A 15,434-nucleotide genomic window follows, 5' to 3' on the forward strand; every position below is an offset into this window, starting at 1 on the left:
CTCCCCAGTGTTAACAACTCTGTGGATAACTTCGTCCCCAGCTGTGGACGGATGCTGTGGACAGTCTTGGACGCCCTGTGGACGAGCTCGTGGGGCGGCGCCGAGGCGGCTCAGGCCAGGACGTACGCCCCGACGGTGATCGCCACGAGGCCGACGCCGATCAGCCCGACGAGAAGGTTCTGAGTGCGCCGCTGCGAGCGCTGCCGCGTCCGCGTGAAGACCAGCCCGATGAGAGCACCGGCCACCAGGCCGCCGACGTGCGCCTGCCAGGCGACGTTCATCCCGGGCAGGAAGCCGATCACGAGGTTGAGCCCGACCAGCACCAACAGCTGCGAGGCCTGCCCGCCGAGGTGGCGGAGGATCACGAGGTATGCGCCCATCAGCCCGAAGATGGCGCCCGAGGCGCCGATCACCGGCGTCAGCGGGCTGGAGAGGAGCAGGACGCCGACCGAGCCGGCGAAGCCGCTGAGGAGGAACAGCGTCAGGTAGCGCCCGCGGCCGAGCATCCGCTCGAGCGCCATGCCGAAGACCCACAGCGTGTACATGTTCAGCAGGAGGTGGAAGGGCACCACGAAGAAGAGGGATGTGCTGTGCGCGAAGATCGACGTGATCATCCGCCACGGCTCGAAGCCCGCGCCGAAGCCGGGCAGCGTGTACGCCGGGAAGTAGGCGATCGCGTTGAGCACGGTGTTCCCGATGAAGGGGAGCACCTCGAGGATCCAGACCAGGACGCAGAGCGCGATGATCGCGTAGGTGACGGTCGGCTGGTCGGCCCGAGTCATCGCCCGGACCCGTGACACGAGCGGTCCGCGGACGCGCGGGGCCTCGCTGCGCTGCTGCGCCATGTCGTCCGGGCAGATGACGCCGACCGGGGCGGGGGTCTGGCACTCGCCGCAGATCGTGCGACCGCACCGCTGGCAGCGCACGAAGCTCTGGCGATCGGGGTGGCGGTAGCAGGTGTAGGTGCTGCTGCTCGGCGGGACCTGGGTCACGGACGTTCCTCCGGGAGAGAGAGAACGAGGGCCGGGCCCAGACGGACCCGACCCTCGATGAGTGGTGGAGAGGCGCTCAGACCTCGGTGATCTCGACGCTCTCGATGACGACGTCCTCGAGGGGCTTGTCGCGACCGTCGGTCGCCACGGCCGACAGCGCGTCGACGACCTTCTTGGACTCGTCGTCGGCGACGGCGCCGAAGATGGTGTGCTTGCCCTGGAGCCAGGTGGTCGGCGCGACGGTGATGAAGAACTGCGAGCCGTTGGTGCCGCGCCCCGCCTGCTTGCCGGCGTTCGCCATCGCGAGGATGTAGGGCTGGGTGAAGTCGAGCTCCGAGTTGATCTCGTCGTCGAACTGGTAGCCCGGGCCGCCGATGCCCTGGCCGAGCGGGTCGCCGCCCTGGAGCATGAAGTCGGGGATGATGCGGTGGAAGACGGTGCCGTTGTAGAGCGGCTCCTTCGTCTTCGCGCCCGTCGCCGGGTGGGTCCATTCGATGTCGCCGGTCGCGAGACCGACGAAGTTGCGGACCGTCTTCGGCGCGTGGTTGCCGTAGAGGTTGACGACGATGTCGCCCTTGGTCGTGTGGAACGTCGCGACTGCGGTGTGCAAAGGCATGGGTGGATTCTCGCACAGCGGCTCTGTAGGGCTCCGCAACGCCGGGTGTCAATGCGCTGGGTGCGCTATGCGCGGGTCGCGGGATGAGTGGCAGTATTGAGCCGTTGTTCGCCGCTCGTAGCCGATGGAGGACCAAGTGGGTCTGTCACGTAAGCACAAGAAGGATCTCAAGCGCCTCCGCAAGAACGCCGAGGCGGTCTGGAGTGAGCAGCAGGAGGTGCTGGCGCACGCCGCCTCCGTTCTCGAGAAGAGCCGCCGCCACGCGACCAAGTACGCGAAGAAGGAGGTCGTGCCGGCCGTCAAGGACGCCTACTCGAGCCGGGTGAAGCCCGTCTACGACAACGGGGTCTCCGCCGTCGAGGGCACGTACTCCTCCGCACGCGACGCCTACAAGCACAAGGTCCTCCCGACCTTCGCCGCTGTCGGCGGCACCGCCGCGGCCGCGTTCGAGGCCGCCAAGGACTCGAAGAACCGCGCGAAGCTCGCCGAGATCTCGAAGGCGCGCTGGGAGGAGCTCACCACTCCCCCGAAGAAGAAGAACAAGGTCGGCACGGTCTTCGCGATCGGCGCCGCCCTCGTCGCCGTCGGAGGCATCGGCTACGCCGTCTGGCAGACGTTCCGCGCCGACGACGAGCTGTGGGTCGCCGAGGACGAGCCGGCCAGCGCCGCGCAGTCGCCGGCGTCGACCGCTTCCTGAGTCGCCGCGTGAGGCCCGGACACCGCACTGCGGGTCCGGGCCTCACGCGTGTCCGGTGGTGCGCGGTCCGCGGTTAGGCTGCTGAGGTGGACATCCGGGTCGCCGCGTACGGCGTGATCATCGACGGCGAGCGCATGCTCCTCGCGCACTGGAGTCAGGGGCCCTGGGAGGCGTGGACGCTTCCCGGTGGCGGGATCGACGAGGGCGAGTCGCCCGCGGACGCTGCCGTGAGGGAGATCTTCGAGGAGACCGGCTACCACGCCGAGCTCGAGGGGCTGATCGGCGTCGACTCGCACGTGATCCCCGCGCATCGCCGCAGCGACCCCGACGCCGGCCCGCTGCACGCGATCCGCGTCGTCTACCGCGCTCGCGTGACCGGCGGCGAGCTGACCCACGAGGTCGACGGGTCGACCGACGCCGCCGCGTGGTTCCCCCTGGCCGAGGTCGAGGGCCTCGAGCGCGTCGAGCTGATCGACGTCGCCCTGACGATGAACGAGGCCTGGTCGCTGCGCTGACGACGGGTCTCGATACGCCCCTGCGGGGCTACTCGACCAGCATGCAGCGCCGGCCGGCCGTGCTGCATCGCCGACGGACTGCGATGCTCCTCCGCGTCAGCCTCGGTCCGCCGCGGTCCGGCCGCTCCATGCTGATCGAGCAGCCCGCGCAGCGGGCGTATCGAGATCCGCCTCCCGAGGAATCGTCTGATGCCCGCCGGCGTTGTCTCCCCTGTGATCGTCGAGCTCTACACGTCCGCGTTCTGCGGCGCCTGCAACGCGGCCCGCTCCGTGCTCGAGCGCGCGGCGGAGCTCGTCCCCGCAGCGGAGATCCGCGAGTTCGACGTCGCCTTCGCGCCCGAGGCAGCGGAAGCCGCGGACATCCGCTCCACCCCGACGGTCGTGGTCCGCGACGCCGACGGCCGCGCGGTGTTCCGTGCGGAGGGAGCGCCATCGCTCCCCCAGGCGCTCTCCGCGCTCGCCCTCGCCGTAGGGTGACCTCGTGCCGCATCGTCGTCGAGTCGCCAGCGTCGCGGTCGTGCTGGCGGCCACGGCCTCGCTGACGCTGTCCGGCTGCGCCACGGAGCCCGTCTCGGAGGCGACCGTCGGCATCGGCCGCGGCGGGCAGCGCGCCGAGGTGCTCGGCGTCGTCGTCGTCTGCTCGGGAGCCGTCGACGGCCTCGACCTCGCCGTCGAGGACACCGCTCCCCTGCTGATCGGTGATCGCTCGCGGCGGATCACCCGCTGGGTCGCCCCGGAGCCCGTCGACGACATCGGCGCGACCGACCTCGCCGGCCGCACCGTCTGGCCCGCCGACCGGGAGATCGAGCGCTTCCCCCTGGGCGTCGACCTCACTCTCGGCGCCTACGCCGTCGGCGGATCGGTCATCGGCCGCCCCGTGGTCTTCACCGCCGAGCAGTTCGACACCCTGTCCGTCGGCGAGATCATCGTCGGCGACATCCGCGACGGCACCTCCGAGACCCTCTCCGTCGAGAACTTCCTCGGCCTGGCCTGTCAGCCCCGCTGACCCCGCCGCCGCCCGCCAGAGGACGAGTTGCTCGCAGTCCGGAGAGCCCTTATTAAGGTTTATCCATTTTTCCTTGAGTACACTCGAGGATGACCGAGGATGAGAGCCCTCAGAGCCACGGATCCTGGCCTGCGGTCGGCTTCGAGCAACGACCGTGGCGGCGGAGCGGGGACGAGGTGGCGTCGCGCCGACTCCTCCGCGCCGCGCCCGGCCCGTATCGAGCAGCGGTCCCGCCCTTCGTCGCGGACCTCGACGTCTCGCTGCCCTCCGATCTGCTCGCCGTCAGCGAGGATGCGAGCCGGGAGCTGACGCGGTTCGATGCTCAGGTCGGCACCCTCACCGCGCCCTTCGCCTCCATCCTGCTGCGGACCGAGAGCGCATCGAGCTCCGAGGTCGAGCAGCTCACCGCGAGTGCCAAGCAGGTCGCGCTCGCCGAGCTCGGCGATTCCTCGTCGACGAACGCTCAGCTGGTCGTCCGCAACGTCGCCGCGATGGAAGCGGCGATCGCGCTGTCCGACGAGCTGGACACCGATGCCGTGCTCACCATGCATCGCGTCCTGCTGGAGAGCACGGCCCCCGACATCGCCGGGCACTGGCGCGACCAGCAGGTGTGGATCGGCGGAGGCGGGGTGTCTCCGCACGGAGCCGTCTTCGTTCCTCCGCATCGCGAGCGCGTCCCGGCGCTGATGCTCGATGTCATGGAGTTCGCGCGCCGGGTCGACGTCCCCGTCCTCGCGCAGGTGGCGATCGCGCATGCGCAGTTCGAGACCGTCCATCCCTTCCCGGACGGCAACGGCAGGACAGGTCGCGCGCTCGTCCAGGGCATGCTCCGCGCTGCCGGCGTCACGGAGAACGTCACGGTCCCCGTCTCAGCCGGGCTGCTCGGCGACATGAAGCGCTACTTCGACGCGCTGACCGCCTACCGCTCCGGGCATGTCCGCCCGATCATCGAGACACTCGCCGACGCCGCCTTCGCCGCCGTGCAGAACGGACGGCGACTCGCCGCGGACATCGCGGCGATCGGAGCGCGGTGGGACGCCGGCATCCGCGCGCGGAGCGACTCCTCGGTGCATGCACTGCGGCAGCTGCTGCTCCGTCAGCCCGTGGTCACGATCGCGCTCGTCACCGCCGAGCTCGGGGTGAGCTTCCCGACAGCGGAGGCCTCCGTGCAGAAGCTCGTCGAGGCCGGAGTCCTCACGCAGTCGCGAGCGGGACGCAGGAACCGATCGTTCGAGGCCGTGGAGGTCCTGGCGGCCCTCGACGACTTCGCCGCCAGAGCGCGCCGACCGCGGCACGGCACGCACAGCGGGTGAGGAGGACCCGCGGACGGGTTCGAGTGTGGAGCCTAGGAGATTCGAACTCCTGACATCCTGCTTGCAAAGCAGGCGCTCTACCAACTGAGCTAAGGCCCCGGACCGGCGGCGGAACGCCGGCGAGAGTGGAACGGCCCGACACCTCGCGATGTCGGGCCGTTCGGCACGTGGGGGTACCAGGACTTGAACCTGGGACCTCTTCATTATCAGTGAAGCGCTCTAACCGCCTGAGCTATACCCCCGAAATGGCCAGATGTGACTCTACCCGACACCGGGTCAGAATCCCAATCGGCCGCTCCGCCCTACTGGTTGGTGAAGCCGACCAGCAGGCCGCCGGTGATCTTGACGCTGAGGTTGTACAGCAGCGCCACGATCGCCCCGAGGGCGGTGGTGACGATGGTGTTCAGCACCGCGACGACGACCGCGAAGCCCATGATCTGGGGCAGCGAGATGATCGTGTTGAGGTCGAACGCCTCCGCGCCGGCGATGTCCTGGACGAGGCCGTTGACCTCGTCGAAGACGCCGGTCTGCGCGAGCACCGTGTAGACGAGGTAGACGACGACGATCGTGATGATCGCCAACGTCAGACCGAGCAGGAACGACAGCTTGACGGCCGACCAGAAGTCGACGTACACCAGCTTGAGTCTGACCTGCTTCGCCGCCGGGCTCTTCGCGGACTTCTTGGCGAGCTTCTCGGCGACCGTGCTACTCATCGACGGACTCATCCTCCTCCGACACCGCTTCGGACTCGGCCGACGCCGCGGCGTCGGGATCCTCGTCCTGGGCGTCGAGATTGCGTTCGGTGTTCTTGGCGAGTGCGATGATGCGGTCGTCGTCTGCGAATCGTGCGAAGACGACTCCCATGGTGTCGCGACCCTTGGCCGGTACCTCGGCCACGGCAGAGCGTACCACCTTGCCACTGGCGAGGACGACGAGCACCTCGTCGTCCTCCCCGGTGATGATGGCGCCCACCAGGTCGCCGCGCTTCTCCTCGAGCTTGGCCACCTTGATGCCCAGACCACCGCGGCCCTGGAGCCGGTACTGGTCGACCGCGGTGCGCTTCGCGTAGCCGCCCTCGGTCACGACGAAGACGTAGCCCTCGTCGCTGACGACGTTGGCGTCCAGCAGTCGGTCGTCGCCGCGGAACGACATGCCCATCACTCCGGAGGTGGAGCGGCCCATCGGGCGCAGCGCCTGGTCCGAGGCGGTGAAGCGGATCGACATGCCCTTGCGGGAGACGAGCAGCACGTCGCTGTCCTCGTCGACCAGGAGCGCGGAGACGAGCTCGTCGCCCTCGCGGAGCTTGATCGCGATGATGCCGCCGGAGCGGTTGGTGTCGTACTCCATCAGCGCCGTCTTCTTGACGAGGCCGTCGCGGGTGGCGAGGACGAGGTAGCGGGCCGCCTCGTAGTCGCGGATGTCGAGGATCTGCGCGATCTGCTCGCCGGGCTCCAGCGCGAGGAGGTTCGCGATGTGCTGGCCCTTCGCGTCGCGGCTCACCTCCTGCAGCTCGTACGTCTTGGCGCGGTACACGCGGCCGGTGTTCGTGAAGAACAGCAGCCAGTGGTGCGTCGTGGTGACGAAGAAGTGCTCGACGATGTCGTCGGCCTTGAGCTGGGCGCCGCGCACGCCGCGGCCGCCGCGGTGCTGGGCGCGGTACGAGTCGCTCCGGGTGCGCTTGAGGTAGCCGCCGCGGGTGACGGTGACGACCATCTCCTCCTCGGGGATCAGGTCCTCGACGCTCATGTCGCCGTCGAAGCCGAAGAGGATCTCGGTGCGGCGGTCGTCGCCGAAGCGGTCGACGATCTCGTCGAGCTCGTCCGAGATGATCGTCCGCTGGCGCTCCGGGCTCGCGAGGATCGACTTGTAGTCCTCGATCTCGGCCTGGATCCTGTCGTGCTCGTCGATGATCTTCTGGCGCTCGAGGGCGGCGAGCCGGCGCAGCTGCATGTCGAGGATCGCGCGCGACTGCACCTCGTCGATGTCGAGGAGCTCCATCAGGCCGTCGCGGGCCTCCTCCACGGTGGGGGAGCGGCGGATGAGGGCGATGACCTCGTCGAGCGCGTCGAGCGCCTTGAGGTAGCCGCGCAGGATGTGGATCCGCGCCTCGGCCTCGTCGAGCAGGTACTGGGTGCGGCGGACGACGACCTCGACTTGGTGGTCGACCCACGCGCGGATGAAGCCGTCGAGCGAGAGCGTGCGCGGGATGCCGTCGACGATCGCGAGCATGTTCGCGCCGAAGTTCTCCTGCAGCGGGGTGTGCTTGTAGAGGTTGTTCAGCACGACCTTCGCGACCGCATCGCGCTTGAGCACGACGACGAGGCGCTGGCCGGTGCGGCCCGAGGTCTCGTCGCGGATGTCGGCGATGCCGGAGACTCGGCCGTCCTTGACCAGCTCGGCGATCTTGATCGCGAGGTTGTCCGGGTTCACCTGGTACGGCAGCTCGGTGACCACGAGGCAGGTGCGGCCCTGGATCTCCTCGATCGAGACGACGGCGCGCATCGTGATCGAGCCGCGGCCCGTGCGGTACGCGTCCTGGATGCCGCGGACGCCGAGGATCTGCGCCCCGGTGGGGAAGTCGGGGCCCTTGATGCGCTGCAGCAGCGCCTCGAGCAGCTCCTCGCGCGACGCCTCCGGGTTCTCCAGCGCCCACTTCGCGCCGGCGGCGACCTCGCGGAGGTTGTGCGGCGGGATGTTGGTGGCCATGCCCACCGCGATGCCGACCGAGCCGTTGACCAGCAGATTGGGGAAGCGCGCGGGCAGGATCGCCGGCTCGCGGGTGCGGCCGTCGTAGTTGTCCTGGAAGTCGACGGTGTTCTTGTCGATGTCCCGGACCATCTCGAGGGCCAGCGGGGCCATCTTGGTCTCGGTGTAGCGGGGGGCCGCGGCGCCGTCGTTGCCGGGGGAACCGAAGTTGCCCTGGCCGAGCGCCAGCGGGTAGCGGAGGCTCCACGGCTGGACGAGGCGCACGAGGGCGTCGTAGATCGCCGAGTCGCCGTGGGGGTGGAACTGGCCCATCACGTCGCCGACGACGCGGGAGCACTTGGAGAACGCCTTGTCGGGGCGGTAGCCGCCGTCGTACATCGCATAGATCACGCGGCGGTGCACGGGCTTCAGGCCGTCGCGCACCTCGGGCAGCGCGCGGCCCACGATGACGCTCATCGCGTAGTCGAGGTAGGAGCGCTGCATCTCGAGCTGGAGGTCGACCGGCTCGATCTTGTCGTGCCCGTGGATCACGACACCGGTCTCGGTGACGATGTCCTCGCCGTCGTCCGGTCCGGTGGGGGTGTCTGATTCGTCTGCCATGATCTCTGTCTTCTCAGGTGGGTCCGGGCCCCGGGTCGTGACGGGGGCGGGTCGCGCTGGGTGTCAGTGTTGTCGTCGCCGGCCGCTGAGGCCGCTGTGTGGTGCTTGTCGGGAATGCGACCCATTGAGGGTCGCCGTCACGTCTTCGAGGTGGTCGCGGCGGCGGTCCACAGGACCGCCGGGCTGCCGCCTTTCGAAGGACGTCCGATTCCTCGACATCGCTAGATGTCGAGGAACCGGACGTCCTTCGCGTTTTTTTGAATGAAGGAGCGGCGGGATTCGACGTCCTCGCCCATCAGGGTCGAGAAGATCTCGTCGGCGGCGGCCGCGTCGTCGAGGGTGACCTGGAGGAGGGTCCGCGTGGCGGGGTCCATCGTGGTCTCCCACAGCTCCTTGTAGTCCATCTCGCCGAGACCCTTGTAGCGCTGGATCCCGTTCTCCTTGGGCATGCGCTTGTTCGACGCGGCGCCGTGCGCGAGCAGCGCGTCGCGCTCCCGGTCGCTGTAGACGTACTCGTGCGGCGAGTTCGACCACTTGAGGCGGTAGAGCGGCGGCTGCGCGAGGTAGACGTAGCCGAGGTCGATCAGTGGGCGCATGTAGCGGAACAGCAGGGTCAGCAGCAGCGTCGTGATGTGCTGGCCGTCGACATCGGCGTCGGCCATCAGGATGATCTTGTGGTACCGCGCCTTGTCGGGGTTGAAGTCCTCGCCGATGCCGGCTCCGAAGGCCGTGATCATCGCCTGGACCTCGTTGTTGCCGAGGGCGCGGTCGAGGCGGGCCTTCTCGACGTTGAGGATCTTGCCGCGGAGGGGGAGGATCGCCTGGGTCTCGGGGTTGCGGCCCTGGACGGCGGAGCCGCCGGCCGAGTCGCCCTCGACGATGAAGATCTCGGAGATCGACGGGTCCTTCGACTGGCAGTCCTTGAGCTTGCCCGGCATGCCGCCGCCCTCGAGCAGGCCCTTGCGACGCGCGGTCTCCCGCGCCTTACGGGCTGCCATCCGCGCGGAGGCCGCTTGGATCGCCTTCCGGATGATGTCCTTGGCCTGGTTGGGGTTGCGGTCGAACCAGTCCGCGAGCTGCTCGCCGGCGACCCGCTGCACGAACGCCTTGGCCTCGGTGTTGCCGAGCTTGGTCTTGGTCTGGCCCTCGAACTGCGGCTCGCCGAGCTTGATCGACACGACGGCGGTGAGGCCCTCGCGGATGTCGTCGCCCGAGAGGTTCTCGTCCTTGTCCTTGAGCAGGTTGTTCGCGCGCGCGTACTTGTTGACGAGCGTCGTCAGCGCCGCCCGGAACCCCTCCTCGTGCGTGCCGCCCTCGTGCGTGTTGATCGTGTTCGCGTAGGTGTGCACGCTCTCGGTGTACGCCGTCGTCCACTGCATCGCGACCTCGAGCGAGATGCGGCGCTCGGTGTCCTCGGACTCGAAGTCGATGATCTCGGAGTGCACGAGATCGGACTTCTTCAGCGAGTTGATGTACTCGACGTAGTCGACGAGGCCCTTCTCGTAGAGGAAGACGTCGCTGCGCGGGCCGGAGGTCTCGTTCTCCCCCTCGCCGTCGAACTCGATCTCCTTCTCGTCGGTCAGCGCGATGCGGAGGCCCTTGTTGAGGAACGCCATCTGCTGGAACCGGGCGCGGAGGGTCTCGTAGTCGAACTCGACGGTCTCGAAGATCTCGGCGTTCGGCCAGAAGGTGATGGTGGTGCCGGTCTCGTCGCTCGGCCCGCCCTTCGCGAGCGGCGCCTCGGGCACTCCGTCCGCGAAGGTCATGCTGTAGGAGGCGCCCTGGCGCTTCACCTCGACCCCGAGGCGGGTGGAGAGCGCGTTGACGACGGACGAGCCGACGCCGTGCAGACCACCGGAGACGGCGTAGCCGCCGCCGCCGAACTTGCCGCCGGCGTGCAGGACGGTCAGGACGAGCTCGACGGTGGAGATGCCCTCGGTGGGGTGCATGTCGACCGGGATGCCGCGGCCGTTGTCGACGACGGTCAGGCCGCCGTCGGCGCGCATGACGACCTCGATGTTGTCGCAGTAGCCCGCGAGCGCCTCGTCGACGGCGTTGTCGACGATCTCGTAGACCAGGTGGTGCAGACCGCGCGGGCCCGTCGAGCCGATGTACATGCCGGGGCGCTTGCGGACCGCCTCGAGGCCCTCGAGGACCTGGATCTGGTTCGCGCCGTAGTCGCCGGAGGACTTCGTCGACATGCCGGCGGAGTGCGCGGCCTCCGACGGGGCGGCCTCGGCCGGGGCGGAGGCAGCGGAGGGGCCGGTGGAGCCGTTCGCGTCCAGGTCGTTCGCTGCGGGGGCTGACGTGGAGTCGGTCGGCTCGGGTGTCATAGCTGTGGAGTTCTCCTCTGACGGTCCGTCGCGGCGCGCAGGCGGATCTGGAGATCTCGCGCACGGGGTCGACGCTGCGGTTCGGCGGCCCTCCATTCTATCGCGCGGCGGCCGGTCGCGCGGCGCTCAGTGGCGATCTGACGAACGATTTCTCCGGGGTCGACCGAAAATGCGTCCTCAGCCGTAGGTATCGCGCGGACCACGCCCTGGAATCGACCTGGGGCCCTTTTTCCAGTTCGGGACGTCGGGCCCCTGGAAACGGATCGCGGTGATCCCCGCGTCCGGGTGGTTCACCGCGATGTGGTTCATGATCTCGATCCGCATCAGACGCAGCTGCGTCGACCAGGCCGTCGACTCGCACGCCACCGTGAGCACGCCGTCCACCACGCCGACCGGAGTGGAGTGCTTGGCCGTCTCCTCGCCGGCGATCGCCGTCCAGGACGACATCAGGTCGCCCTGGGCGAGGGGAGCGGTCCAGCCGAGCTTCACCGTGAGAGAGGAGAGCACGTCGCCGAGGTCGTGCGGATCGCGGCCCCCGCCGAACGGGGCGGCGTCGCCCTTGGGCTCGGCCCGGTCGACGGTCTTGCGCACCCGGCGGGGGGCGTCGCCGCCGAAGACCTCCTTGAGGTGCTGGTAGACGCGGGCGGCCTCGGAGTCGGGCGCGGGGGAGGGCGCGCCGCGGCGGGGGGAGTCAGCCACGGTCGGGCTCCGGGGCGGGCTCGGAGAAGGGCGCCGGCTCGGGCGCGGGCTCCGAATCGGGCTCGGGCTCCGAATCCTGCTCCTGCGTCGGCGCGGGCTCGGGGTCCGGCTCGGCCGCGGACTCGGCGGCGGCCGACTCGAGCGCGGCCGTCTCGGGCGCGGTCAGAGGCGTCTCCGGGACCACGACCGCGTCGGACTCGACGATGCGGCCCGCCTCGATCCGGACCGTGTGCGCCGCCAGCGCCGCGGGCACGTCGTCGAAGACCGCGGCCGTGATCAGCACCTGCTCGTAGTCGGCGACCACGGCGGCGAGCCGCTCGCGGCGGCGGGCGTCGAGCTCGGCGAAGACGTCGTCGAGCATCAGCACGGGGTCGCCCATGGGGGAGTCGCGCCGGAGCAGCTCGGCCGCGCCGAGCTTGAGCGCCAGAGCGAACGACCAGCTCTCGCCGTGGCTGGCGTAGCCCTTCGCCGGGAGGTCGTTGAGCTCGAACTGGACGTCGTCGCGGTGCGGCCCGACCAGCGAGATCCCGCGGTCGAGCTCTCGTCGGCGCACGGAGAGCAGGGCCGCGGAGAAGGCCGCGGCCAGCTCCGCCGGCGCCGCGGAGGCCTCGGCCGTCGCGACGGGCTCCTCGTCGTCGTCGACCGCTCCCTCGATGCTCAGGCGCGAGCGCAGGACCGGGCGCTGGTCCGCTCCGGCGACCGCCTCGTAGGCGGCGCGCACCGGGCCGCTCAGCTCGTCGACCAGGGTCAGCCGCGACTGGATGATCTCGGTGCCGAGGGCGACGAGGCGCTCGTCCCAGATGTCGAGCGTCCCGAGCTTCGCGGGATCGCGGACGCCGCTCGCCCGCGCGGACTTGAGGAGCGAGTTGCGCTGGCGGAGCACCCGCTCGTAGTCCGCCTGCACGGCGCTCATCCGCGGGGAGCGGAGGACGACCAGCTGATCGAGGAAGCGGCGGCGCGCGGACGGGTCGCCGCGGATGAGGAGGAGGTCCTCCGGCGCGAAGAGGACGCTCGAGAAGAAGCGGGGCAGCTCGCGCGGCTTGATGCCGCCGCGGTTGATCTGCGCGCGGTTGGCGGAGGAGCGGTTGATCTGCACCTCGGCGAGCAGGTCGCGGTCGCCGTTGCGCAGCCGTGCGCGGATCACCGCACTGTCCCGACCCGCGCGGATCAGCGCCTGATCGGTGGACACCCGGTGCGAGCCGAGCGTGGAGAGGTAGCCGAGCGACTCGACCAGGTTCGTCTTGCCCTGGCCGTTGCGCCCGACGAAGAGGTTCGGGCCCGGCGCGAGCGCGACGTCCACGGAGGCGTAGTTGCGGAAGTCGCTCAACGCCAGCTGCGTCACCTGCACGCGCTCACCTCCTCCGTGTCCACTCTGCCCGATGCTCCTGCGCCGGTCGCGGGGTCTCGATACGCCGCTCCGCGGCTACTCGACCGGCATGCAGGGCGACGATGGCCGCGGCCCCGAGAACGGCGACTCGGGCGGCCGCCGTCCCTGCGACGGTGGGTCTCGATACGCCGCTCCGCGGCTACTCGACCAGCATGGAACTCCGCCGTCCGCAGGACGCGACCCAGCAAGCCACCGCGTCGTCCGAAGGACGCGCCTCTCCCACCGAGCACAGCAGAAGCGGCCGCGCTCCCAGCGCAAGGTGCAGGCGGCCGGAGGCCCGCCGCCGCCGTGAGAGCATCCCTGCCTCACGGTGGCGGCGGGCCGCAGGTCGCCGTCCGCGACCGGCTCTGCGAAACGCGACGGCTTCGAGAAGCCGACCGCCGTGAGGCCGGGCAGGGACCGGCCTCACCGGTCGACTGAGCTCGACTCAGTCGACCGCTTTGACGGAGTGCCCGCCGAACTGGTTGCGGAGCGCCGCGACGGCCTTCATGGCGGGGGAGTCCTCCTGGCGGGAGACGAACCGCGCGAAGATCGACGCGCTGATCGTGGGGACGGGGACGGCGTTGTTGATGGCCTCCTCGATGGTCCAGCGGCCCTCACCGGAGTCCTGGACGTAGCCCTCGATGTGCTCGAACTCCGGGTCCTGCTCGAGTGCGCGGACGAGCAGCTCGAGGAGCCAGGAGCGGACGACCGTGCCGCGCTGCCACGCCTTGAAGGTGCCGGTGACGTCCTTGATGATGTCCTTGCGGGTGTCGAGGAGCTCGTAGCCCTCGGCGAACGCCTGCATCAGCGCGTACTCGATGCCGTTGTGCACCATCTTCGCGTAGTGGCCCGCGCCGACCTCGCCGACGTGGACGAAGCCCTCCTCGCGGGGGCCCTCGGGGCGCAGCGCGTCGAAGACGGGCATCGCGTACTCCACGAGCTCCTTGGGGCCGCCGACCATCAGGCCGTAGCCGTTCTCGAGGCCCCAGACGCCGCCGGAGACGCCGGCGTCGATGTAGTGGACGCCCTTGGGCTTGAGCAGCGCGTCGTGCTTGAAGTCCTCGGTGAAGCGGGAGTTGCCGCCGTCGATGACCAGGTCGCCCTCGCTGAGCTTCTCGGACAGGTCGGTGACGACGGCGTCCGTGATGGCGCCGGCCGGGACCATGACCCAGACGATGCGCGGCGCGGGGAGGGCGGCGATCATCTCGTCGAGCGAGGCGGCGTCCGAGACGTCCGGGTTGCGGTCGTAGCCGGTGACCTCGACGCCCTTCTCCCGCAGGCGGGAGCGCATGTTGTCGCCCATCTTGCCGAGTCCGACGAGTCCGATGTGCATGGTGAACCTTCCTGGGATTCGATGTCCGGCGGGCGGGTGCTCGCCGGGAGCAGGGCGGTCGCGGCGCTGCGATCGGGGAGGAGCGGTCAGCGCAGGAGCAGGTTCGGCTGGAGCAGGTAGCGGTAGCTGTCGCTCCCGGGCTGCTCGCGCGAGGTCTGCGCCGTGATCAGGACCGGTCCGGGCTTGTTGGGGTTCTCGGTCTTCGTGAACGCGATGCGCACGAACTCCGAGTGCACGGCCGCGAGGCCGTCGAGCAGGAACTGCGGCTTCAGCGACACGACGACGTCGACGCCGGTCACGATGGCGTCGATGCTCTCGGACGCCTGAGCCTGCTCGGAGCCGATGGCCTCGAGGGTGAGCCCGTCGCTGCTGAAGCTGAAGCGCAGGGCGGCCTCGCGCTCGAGGACGAGCGAGACGCGGCGGGTGGCCTCGATGAGGTCGCTCGTCGCCATCACCGCGTAGTTCTCGACGGAGGCGGGGAAGAGGCGCTTCACGGGCGGGAAGTTGCCCTTGATCAGGAGCGACGTGACCGTCTTGCGGTCGGCGGTGAAGGCGATCAGCTCGCGCTCGTCGCGCTGGGTGATCGCGACCGAGACGGTGCCGGAGTGGCTGAAGGTCTTGCCGACCTCCTGCAGGGTCCGCGCGGGGACCAGCGCGGTCAGCGGCTGGCTGGGAGCGGCGTTGTCGCCGTTGTCCCAGTCGATCTCGCGGACGGCGACGCGGTAGCGGTCGGTGGCGACGAGGCCGATGGTGTTCTCGGTGATCTCGAGCTGCACGCCGGTGATCACGGGAGTGACGTCGTCGCGGGAGGCGGCGACGGCGACCTGCGAGATCGCGGCGGAGAACGCGTCCGCGGGGACGAGGCCGGTGGAGGCGTCGATCTCGGGGATGCTCGGGTACTCCTCCACGGGCATCTGCAGCAGCGTGAAGTGCGCGGAGCCGGCCGAGACCGAGACGCGCGACTCCTCCGTCGCGACGCGCACCGGGGCGTTGGGGAGGCGGTTCGCGATGTCGGCGAGCAGCCGGCCGGAGACGAGGACCGTGCCGGTCTCCTCGACGTCGGCCGCGATCTGCGTCTGCGCGGAGACCTCGTAGTCGAACGAGGAGAGCGTGAGGCCCTCGGCGGTCGCCTCGATGAGGATGCCCGAGAGGATCGGCAGAGTCGTGCGCTGCGGCAGCAGCTTGACCGCGAACGACACCGCCTCGCTGAAGACATCGCGGTTGGCTTGGAACCTCACGAGAACACCCCTGACGA

Annotated in this window: 14 protein-coding genes and 2 tRNA genes; 5 read left to right on the forward strand and 11 right to left on the reverse strand. The window is 69.8% G+C overall.

Features of this window, described 5'->3' with window-relative positions; genetic code table 11:
* Positions 1–110: 110 nt before the first annotated feature.
* Complete coding sequence (locus tag MT351_RS18775; RefSeq protein WP_123447249.1) at positions 111–992, reverse strand: rhomboid family intramembrane serine protease; 882 nt, start codon at positions 990–992, stop codon at positions 111–113.
* 76 nt (positions 993–1,068) lie between these two features.
* On the reverse strand, positions 1,069–1,608 hold the full coding sequence (locus MT351_RS18780) for a peptidylprolyl isomerase (protein ID WP_123447250.1): 540 nt from the start codon (positions 1,606–1,608) through the stop codon (positions 1,069–1,071).
* Between the two features lie 136 nt (positions 1,609–1,744).
* On the opposite strand from MT351_RS18780, the gene MT351_RS18785 reads away from it, so the two are divergent.
* From MT351_RS18785 to MT351_RS18805, 5 genes are all read left to right on the forward strand, one after another.
* Positions 1,745–2,305: a hypothetical protein gene (locus MT351_RS18785; protein ID WP_123706109.1), complete on the forward strand. Its 561-nt coding sequence runs from the start codon at positions 1,745–1,747 to the stop codon at positions 2,303–2,305.
* 86 nt (positions 2,306–2,391) lie between these two features.
* On the forward strand, positions 2,392–2,820 hold the full coding sequence (locus MT351_RS18790) for an NUDIX hydrolase (RefSeq protein ID WP_123736156.1): 429 nt from the start codon (positions 2,392–2,394) through the stop codon (positions 2,818–2,820).
* Between the two features lie 189 nt (positions 2,821–3,009).
* Positions 3,010–3,297 carry a thioredoxin family protein gene (locus MT351_RS18795; protein WP_132437319.1) on the forward strand — a complete coding sequence of 96 codons (288 nt, stop codon included), beginning with the start codon at positions 3,010–3,012 and terminating at the stop codon, positions 3,295–3,297.
* Between the two features lie 4 nt (positions 3,298–3,301).
* Positions 3,302–3,826 (forward strand): hypothetical protein, encoded by a 525-nt coding sequence (locus MT351_RS18800; protein WP_132437318.1) that lies wholly within the window; start codon positions 3,302–3,304, stop codon positions 3,824–3,826.
* A 176-nt stretch (positions 3,827–4,002) separates the two neighbouring features.
* Positions 4,003–5,139: a Fic family protein gene (locus tag MT351_RS18805; protein ID WP_243582951.1), complete on the forward strand. Its 1,137-nt coding sequence runs from the start codon at positions 4,003–4,005 to the stop codon at positions 5,137–5,139.
* A gap of 26 nt (positions 5,140–5,165) precedes the next feature.
* On the opposite strand, the gene MT351_RS18810 is transcribed toward MT351_RS18805, so the two are convergent.
* From MT351_RS18810 to dnaN, 9 genes are all read right to left on the reverse strand, one after another.
* Positions 5,166–5,238: transfer RNA gene (locus MT351_RS18810), tRNA-Ala, on the reverse strand.
* Between the two features lie 69 nt (positions 5,239–5,307).
* A tRNA-Ile gene (locus MT351_RS18815) sits at positions 5,308–5,381 on the reverse strand.
* A 60-nt stretch (positions 5,382–5,441) separates the two neighbouring features.
* Positions 5,442–5,852 carry a DUF3566 domain-containing protein gene (locus MT351_RS18820; protein ID WP_123447255.1) on the reverse strand — a complete coding sequence of 137 codons (411 nt, stop codon included), beginning with the start codon at positions 5,850–5,852 and terminating at the stop codon, positions 5,442–5,444.
* Complete coding sequence (gene gyrA / locus MT351_RS18825; RefSeq protein WP_123447256.1) at positions 5,845–8,445, reverse strand: DNA gyrase subunit A; 2,601 nt, start codon at positions 8,443–8,445, stop codon at positions 5,845–5,847. The genes MT351_RS18820 and gyrA overlap by 8 nt, the downstream gene beginning before the upstream one ends.
* 221 nt (positions 8,446–8,666) lie before the next feature.
* Positions 8,667–10,646: a DNA topoisomerase (ATP-hydrolyzing) subunit B gene (gene gyrB / locus MT351_RS18830; protein WP_132437453.1), complete on the reverse strand. Its 1,980-nt coding sequence runs from the start codon at positions 10,644–10,646 to the stop codon at positions 8,667–8,669.
* A 309-nt stretch (positions 10,647–10,955) separates the two neighbouring features.
* The gene (locus tag MT351_RS20395; RefSeq protein ID WP_123447257.1) at positions 10,956–11,477 is read right to left on the reverse strand and encodes a DUF721 domain-containing protein; all 522 of its coding nucleotides are present in this window, start codon (positions 11,475–11,477) and stop codon (positions 10,956–10,958) included.
* Entirely contained in the window at positions 11,470–12,825 is a 1,356-nt protein-coding gene (recF, locus tag MT351_RS18840; RefSeq protein WP_243582952.1) for a DNA replication/repair protein RecF, read from the reverse strand. Before recF ends, MT351_RS20395 begins: the two co-directional genes overlap by 8 nt.
* A 466-nt stretch (positions 12,826–13,291) precedes the next feature.
* Entirely contained in the window at positions 13,292–14,179 is an 888-nt protein-coding gene (gnd, locus tag MT351_RS18845; RefSeq protein ID WP_123736150.1) for a phosphogluconate dehydrogenase (NAD(+)-dependent, decarboxylating), read from the reverse strand.
* An 86-nt stretch (positions 14,180–14,265) separates the two neighbouring features.
* The gene (gene dnaN, locus MT351_RS18850) at positions 14,266–15,417 is read right to left on the reverse strand and encodes a DNA polymerase III subunit beta (RefSeq protein ID WP_123447260.1); all 1,152 of its coding nucleotides are present in this window, start codon (positions 15,415–15,417) and stop codon (positions 14,266–14,268) included.
* Between the last annotated feature and the right edge of the window lie 17 nt (positions 15,418–15,434).

Origin of the sequence: Rathayibacter sp. VKM Ac-2926 (assembly GCF_022815565.1) — a bacterium.
Lineage (GTDB): Bacteria > Actinomycetota > Actinomycetes > Actinomycetales > Microbacteriaceae > Rathayibacter > Rathayibacter festucae.

Excerpts from the sequence above, each read along its gene's own strand:
- MT351_RS18780 (WP_123447250.1), bottom strand. The coding sequence starts at position 1,608 with ATGCCTTTGCACACCGCAGTCGCGACGTTCCACACGACCAAGGGCGAC.
- MT351_RS18795 (WP_132437319.1), top strand. The coding sequence starts at position 3,010 with ATGCCCGCCGGCGTTGTCTCCCCTGTGATCGTCGAGCTCTACACGTCC.
- MT351_RS18820 (WP_123447255.1), bottom strand. The coding sequence starts at position 5,852 with ATGAGTAGCACGGTCGCCGAGAAGCTCGCCAAGAAGTCCGCGAAGAGC.
- gyrA (WP_123447256.1), bottom strand. The coding sequence starts at position 8,445 with ATGGCAGACGAATCAGACACCCCCACCGGACCGGACGACGGCGAGGAC.
- gyrB (WP_132437453.1), bottom strand. The coding sequence starts at position 10,646 with ATGTCGACGAAGTCCTCCGGCGACTACGGCGCGAACCAGATCCAGGTC.
- gnd (WP_123736150.1), bottom strand. The coding sequence starts at position 14,179 with ATGCACATCGGACTCGTCGGACTCGGCAAGATGGGCGACAACATGCGC.